Annotated in this window: 5 protein-coding genes and 1 tRNA gene; 4 read left to right on the top strand and 2 right to left on the bottom strand. The window is 66.5% G+C overall.

What is annotated here, in order from left to right; translation table 11 throughout:
* The coding region (gene hrpB / locus ACREEF_RS06730; protein ID WP_431564826.1) for an ATP-dependent helicase HrpB at nucleotides 1-1,514 on the bottom strand (1,514 nt) is incomplete at its 3' end.
* 160 nt (nucleotides 1,515-1,674) lie between these two features.
* On the opposite strand from hrpB, the gene ACREEF_RS06725 reads away from it, so the two are divergent.
* The gene (locus tag ACREEF_RS06725) at nucleotides 1,675-3,333 is read left to right on the top strand and encodes an amino acid permease (RefSeq protein ID WP_431564825.1); all 1,659 of its coding nucleotides are present in this window, start codon (nucleotides 1,675-1,677) and stop codon (nucleotides 3,331-3,333) included.
* 153 nt (nucleotides 3,334-3,486) lie between these two features.
* Nucleotides 3,487-3,571 (top strand) — tRNA-Leu (locus tag ACREEF_RS06720).
* Between the two features lie 6 nt (nucleotides 3,572-3,577).
* On the opposite strand, the gene ACREEF_RS06715 is transcribed toward ACREEF_RS06720, so the two are convergent.
* Complete coding sequence (locus ACREEF_RS06715) at nucleotides 3,578-4,402, bottom strand: NAD(P)H-hydrate dehydratase (RefSeq protein ID WP_431564824.1); 825 nt, start codon at nucleotides 4,400-4,402, stop codon at nucleotides 3,578-3,580.
* 119 nt (nucleotides 4,403-4,521) lie between these two features.
* On the opposite strand from ACREEF_RS06715, the gene ACREEF_RS06710 reads away from it, so the two are divergent.
* On the top strand, nucleotides 4,522-4,860 hold the full coding sequence (locus ACREEF_RS06710) for a P-II family nitrogen regulator (RefSeq protein ID WP_184268136.1): 339 nt from the start codon (nucleotides 4,522-4,524) through the stop codon (nucleotides 4,858-4,860).
* Between the two features lie 73 nt (nucleotides 4,861-4,933).
* The gene (gene glnA / locus ACREEF_RS06705) at nucleotides 4,934-6,343 is read left to right on the top strand and encodes a type I glutamate--ammonia ligase (RefSeq protein ID WP_431564823.1); all 1,410 of its coding nucleotides are present in this window, start codon (nucleotides 4,934-4,936) and stop codon (nucleotides 6,341-6,343) included.
* The last annotated feature ends 107 nt before the right edge of the window (nucleotides 6,344-6,450 follow it).

Below are 6,450 nucleotides of genomic sequence, written 5' to 3'. Positions count from 1 at the left end.
GCCAGCAGCAGGCCCGCGTCCGCCTCGCCGCCGCTCCCTCCGCCCGCCGCCCGCGCCCAGCGCTCGGCCAGCTTCATCGCGTCGCGCGCCCGCGGCGAGCGGTCCCGCTCCAACCCCTTCAGCCGGTCGTGCAGATCGACGGCGTTGCCGCCCAGCCCCGGTTCGCTCAACACCGCCGCGATCTTCGCCCCGCTCACTGCATCGTCCTGATCCGAAGCCACGGCGACCATGTGGGCCAATCGCGGCGGCAGAGGGATGCGCGTCAACCGCCGCCCGTGCGCGGTCAGATCACCCTTGGCGTTCAGCGCGCCCAGCCGGGTCAGCACCTTCCGCGCCTCGGCCAGCGCCCCGGCGGGCGGCGGGTCCAGCAGGGCCAATCCCTCGACCGACTTCGCCCCCCAGCGCGCCAGATCCAGCGCGAAGGCGGTCAGGTCGGCTTCTTGAATCTCCGGCCGCTGATGCGGAACCAGACCCCGCGTCTGTTCTTCGTCCCACAGGCGATAGCAGACGCCCGGCTCGACGCGCCCCGCCCGCCCTCGCCTCTGCTCCGCCGACGACCGGCTGACCTTGACCGTCGCCAGCCGGGTCAGGCCGCTGGAGGGCTCAAAGCGGGGCACGCGCGACAGGCCGCCGTCGATCACCACCCGCACGCCCTCGATGGTCAGGCTGGTCTCCGCCACCGAGGTCGCCAGCACCACCTTGCGCCGTCCGGGCGGCGCCGGTTCGATGGCCCGGTCCTGCTCGCCCTTGTCCAGCGCGCCATAAAGGGCGACGACATCGACCGAGGGATCGCGCAGCCGCTCGTTCAGACGCTGGACCGTGCGGTGGATCTCGCCCTGCCCCGGCAGGAAGACCAGGACCGATCCGGTCTGTTCGCCAAGCGCCAGCATGACCGCGCGCGCCACGGCATCCTCGAATCGCTCGGCCGCGTTGCGGCCCAGATAGAGGGTCTCGACCGGGAACATCCGCCCCTCGGCCTCGATCACCGGCGCCCATTCTCCAGTTGAACTGGCCAGCAGGCGCGACACCCCGGCGATGTCCAGCGTGGCCGACATGACCAACAGCCGCAGGTCGTCGCGCAGCACCGACTGGCTCTCGCGCGCCAGGGCCAGCCCCAGGTCGGCGTCCAGACTGCGTTCGTGGAACTCGTCGAACAGGACCGCGCCGACGCCCTCCAGCGCCGGATCGTCGAGAATCATCCGGGTGAAGACGCCCTCGGTAATGACTTCGATCCGCGTCTCGGGACCGATGCGGCTCTGCAGCCGGGTGCGATAGCCGACGGTCCCGCCCGCCTTCTGGCCCAAGGTCGCCGCCATCCGGTCCGCCGCCGCCCGCGCCGCCAGCCTGCGCGGCTCCAGCACCAGCACTTTTTGGTCGCCCAGCCAGGGCTGATCCAGCAGGGCCAAGGGCACGACCGTGGTCTTGCCCGCCCCAGGCGGGGCGGCCAGGACGACCGCATGGGTCGCGTTCAGCGCCGCCTTCAGCGGCTCCAGTACGGCGTGAATCGGCAGCATCAAATGGGCTCTAGCCGCAACGCCCCGGTTCACGAAAGCGTCGTCATCGCTTCATCGTTCGGAAACCGCGTTGCACGCGGGGCCATCCATGGTTAGCGTCCGCGCCCAAGAAGGCAGCCCGGGGAGGGCCTGCCGTGTATCTCAATGGGGGCGCGACTTCATGTCCGCAGACGGCGTAAAGCCAGCCGGCAACCGGCTACTTCTCAAGAAATCCATCGGCCAGATCCAGAAGGAAGCCGCCAAGAGCGAGCTGAAACGGACCCTGGGCCCGATCAACCTGATGAGCCTGGGCATCGGCGCCATCATCGGCGCGGGTATTTTCGTGCTGACGGGTCAGGTGGCCTCGGCCAACGCCGGTCCGGCCATCATGCTGTCCTTCGTGGTCGCGGGCATCGCCTGCGGCCTCGCCGGTCTCTGCTACGCTGAACTGGCTTCGACCATGCCGGTCTCCGGCTCGGCCTACACCTACGCCTATGGCACCCTGGGCGAAGTCTTCGCCTGGGTCATGGGCTGGCTGCTGGTGCTCGAGTACGGCGTCGCGGCCTCGACCGTCGCCGTCGGCTGGTCCGGCTATGTCGTGTCGATTCTCAGCGACTTCGGGATAAGTCAGCAGATCTTCCCAGCCATACAGTATGCGGGCGGTGAAGGTCCCCAGTGGGCCACCCCGCTGGTTCAGGCCGTGCAAGGCGCCGCCGGCGCCAGCTTCCCGATGACGGGCACGTTCAACCTGGTCGCCGCGGTCGGCATCGCCGCCGTCTGCGGCCTGCTGGTGCTGGGCGTGTCGGAATCGGCGAACATCAACAACGCGATCGTCGTCATCAAGATCATCGTTCTGCTGACGTTCATCGCCGTGGGCATCCAGTACGTAAATCCGGCCAACTGGGTTCCGTTCATCCCCGAGCCGACCGGCCAGCCGGGGCAGTTCGGCGTCGGCGGCATCTTCCGCGGCGCAGCCATCATCTTCTTCGCCTACGTCGGCTTCGAGGCCGTCTCGACCGCCGCCGCCGAAGCCAAGAACCCGTCCAAGGACGTGCCGATCGGCATCCTGGGCGCCCTGTTCATCTGCACCCTGATCTATATGGCCGTCGCCGCCGTCATGACCGGCGTGGTTCCCTATCTGGAACTGGCTTCGCCGGCGCCCATCGCCGTCGCCATCGACCGCATGGGTCTGGAATGGGCCAATGTGCCGCTGGCCTCCGCGCCGAACGGCCACCTGAACCTGATCGCCTTCCTGATCAAGATCGGCGCCGTCACCGGCCTGTCCTCGGTCATGCTGGTGCTGTGCTACGGCCAGACGCGCATCTTCTACACCATGGCGCGCGACGGCCTGCTGCCCAAGGCCTTCGCCGTGGTGCACCCGAAGTTCCGCACCCCCTGGATCGGCACCATCGTCCTGGGCATCCTGATCGCCATCGCGGCGGCCTTCCTGCCCATCTCGATCCTGGGCGATCTGGTGTCGCTGGGCACGGCCACGGCCTTCTCGATCGTTTGCCTCAGCGTGATCTACCTGCGTATCAAACACCCGGATCTGCCGCGTCCGTTCAAGGTGCCGGGCGGCGTGTTCACCGCCGGCCTGGGCATTCTGGCCTGCCTGTTCCTGGCCAGCCAGAACCTGATCCCGATGTTCCAGCACGCAGCCAGCGACAACCCGCTGCCGCTGATGCTGCTGGGCGGTTACGCCGTCATCGGCGCCGTCATCTACGCCGCCTATGGCTTCTGGAACTCCAAGCTGGCCAAGGGCATCGACATCACCGAGGACACCACGCTGGAAACGGCCGTGGAAGCTCTCGGCCACGGCGTCGACAACAAGAAGGACTGATCCCCGGATCAGACCGGCCTCAAGCAGCGCGAAGCTCGGTAGGCCAAGAATAGAGAGAAAGGCCCCGGAGCGATCCGGGGCCTTTTTTCTTAGCCGGCGTCGATAGCAATTGCTCAATCACGCGCCCTCGCCTACAGGCATCCGCCTACCTATGCGGATGTGGCGGAACTGGTAGACGCACCAGATTTAGGTTCTGGCGCCGAGAGGCGTGGAGGTTCGAGTCCTCTCATCCGCACCACAGGTTTCAGCCGGGATAGAGATCGCCCAGCACCGCCGAGATCAGGCCCGGCAAGTCTTCGGCGATTAGCCCCGGCCCGAACCGCCTCGCCGCATCGGCGTGCATCCAGACCGCCGCACAGGCCGCGTCAAAGCTGTCCATATGCTGGGCCAGCAAGCCGCCAATCATTCCCGCCAGCACGTCGCCGCTGCCGGCCGTGGCCAGCCAGGGCGAGCCGTTGCCGTTGACGACACAGCGTCCGCCAGGCGTGGCGATGACAGTGGCGGCGCCCTTCAGCACCAGGATGCATCCCGCCTGATCGGCAGCCTCGACAGCCGCCGCCTCGCGCCCCCTGGCCAGAAGGCCAGGAAACAGGCGCTCGAACTCGCCCTCGTGCGGGGTCAGCACGTCGTCGCGGTCCAGGCAGGCGAACAGGTCGCCCGGCCGGTCGCGAAACAGGGTCAGGGCGTCGGCGTCGATCACCAGGGCCGCCCCCGTGCGCGCCAGTGCCGCCACATTAGCCGCCGTCGCCTCGGTAAGGCCCGCAGCAGGGCCTATGACCACGGCGTCCATCGGCTGAGCCAAGGCTGCCAACTGCTCGCTCGTGGCGAAGCTGGCCAGCATGACCGCCTCCAGCGTCGGGGCCAGGACCAGCGCCGCGTCGGGCGGACAGAAGACCTTCACCAGCCCGGCGCCGATCCTCAGCCCCGCCCGCCCCGCCAGCCGCGCTGCGCCGGTCGACAGGGCGCCGCCGGACACCACGCCGAGGCGTCCTCGCGCGTGCTTGTGCGCCTCGACAGCGGGCCAGGGCAGCAGGCTTCGCCACATCACGGGGTCGTTGATCGGGCTCATGATCGAATTCCGTTCACGGATGGCCTCTACGCACGAAAATTGCTTGCCTTATTGTGCAATGCAATGTCCCTTTACGCCCCGAGCGTCGGACCAACCAAGGAGCCGCCTCGGGACTCGCCATGAAGAAGATTGAAGCCGTCATCAAGCCGTTCAAGCTGGATGAAGTTAAGGATGCGCTCCAGGATATCGGGGTGCAGGGCATGACCGTGCTGGAAGCCAAGGGATACGGCCGCCAGAAAGGCCATTCCGAGCTTTATCGTGGCGCCGAGTACGTCATCGACTTCCTGCCCAAGATCAAGATCGAGGTGGTCGTAGCCGACGATCTGGCTCCGGCCGTGATCGACGCCATCCAGACCGCAGCCCGCACCGGCAAGATCGGCGACGGCAAGATCTTCGTCTCCACCCTGGAAGACGTCATCCGCATCCGCACCGGCGAAACCGGCGCCCAGGCCATCTGACACCACCACCACGGCCGTCCCGCAAGGGCGGCCGCTTTTCGTTTCTCCTCCCCGAACCCACAGGACTTCGAGCATGAGCGCCGCCCAAAAGATCCTTCAAGAGATCAAGGACAAGGACGTCCAGTACGTCGACATCCGTTTCACCGATACGCGCGGCCGTCTGCAGCACGTGACCTTCGACATCGACATGGTCGATGAAGAGTTCCTGGAAGAAGGCACCATGTTCGACGGCTCGTCGATCGCGGGCTGGAAGGCCATCAACGAGTCCGACATGCTGCTGAAGCCGGACCTGGAACGCGCCTACATCGATCCCTTCTACCAGCAGACGACCCTGTTCCTGTTTTGCGACGTCCTGAGCCCCGACACGGGCGAGCCCTACAACCGCGACAGCCGCTCGATGGCCAAGAAGGCTCTGGCCTATGTCCAGTCCTCGGGCGTGGGCGACGTGGTCTATTTCGGCCCGGAAGCCGAGTTCTTCATCTTTGATGACGTGCGCTGGAACACCGCCCCGCACAACACCGGCTACAGCTTCGACTCGATCGAACTGCCGTCCAACACCGGCGCTGAATACGCCGAGGGCAACCTGGGCCACCGTCCGGGCCACAAGGGCGGCTACTTCCCGGTCAACCCGGTCGACTCCGCCCAGGATCTACGCGGCGAAATGCTGGGCGTGATGAAGGATCTGGGCATGGACCCGGAGAAGCATCACCACGAGGTCGCCCCGGCCCAGCACGAACTGGGCCTGAAGTTCAGCGACCTGCTGACCATGGCCGACCGTCTGCAGCTCTACAAATACGTGATCCACAACGTGGCCGCGGCCTACGGCAAGTCGGCGACCTTCATGGCCAAGCCGATGTTCGCCGACAACGGCTCGGGCATGCACGTCCATATGTCGATCTGGAAGGACGGCAAACCCCAGTTCGCCGGCGACAAGTACGCCGGCCTGTCGCAGGAATGTCTGTGGTACATCGGCGGCATCATCAAGCACGCTAAGGCCATCAACGCCTTCGCCAACTCGACCACCAACTCCTACAAGCGTCTGGTGCCCGGCTATGAAGCCCCGGTGAAGCTGGCCTACTCGGCCAGCAACCGTTCGGCCTCGATCCGCATTCCGCACGTCTCGTCGCCCAAGGCCAAGCGTCTGGAAGCCCGCTTCCCCGACCCGATGGGCAACCCCTACCTGACCTTCGTGGCCCTGCTGATGGCAGGCCTGGACGGGATCGAAAACCGCATCGATCCGGGCGCGCCCGCTGACAAGAACCTCTACGACCTGCCGCCGGAAGAGCGCGGCTCGATCCCCGAGGTGGCCGGCAGCCTGAAGGAAGCCCTCGACGCCCTCGACGCCGACCGCGCCTTCCTCAAGAAGGGCGGCGTCATGGATGACGACTTCATCGACAGCTTCATCGCGCTGAAGTCGGAAGAAGTCGCCCGTCTGCAACTGCACCCGCACCCGGTCGAATTCGACATGTACTACAGCTGCTGATCCCCGGATCAGACTGACGATCAAGGCACCGGGCGGAAACGTCCGGCGCCTTTTTCATGGGCGGGAACAACCGCTCCTCTGCGCGGTTTGCCAGATCAGAGGAGAGC

This window comes from Brevundimonas sp., assembly GCF_050729455.1.
Taxonomy (GTDB): domain Bacteria; phylum Pseudomonadota; class Alphaproteobacteria; order Caulobacterales; family Caulobacteraceae; genus Brevundimonas.
The sequence above is the reverse complement of the archived record's forward strand: the minus strand, read 5'-3'. Positions and strand labels throughout refer to the sequence as shown.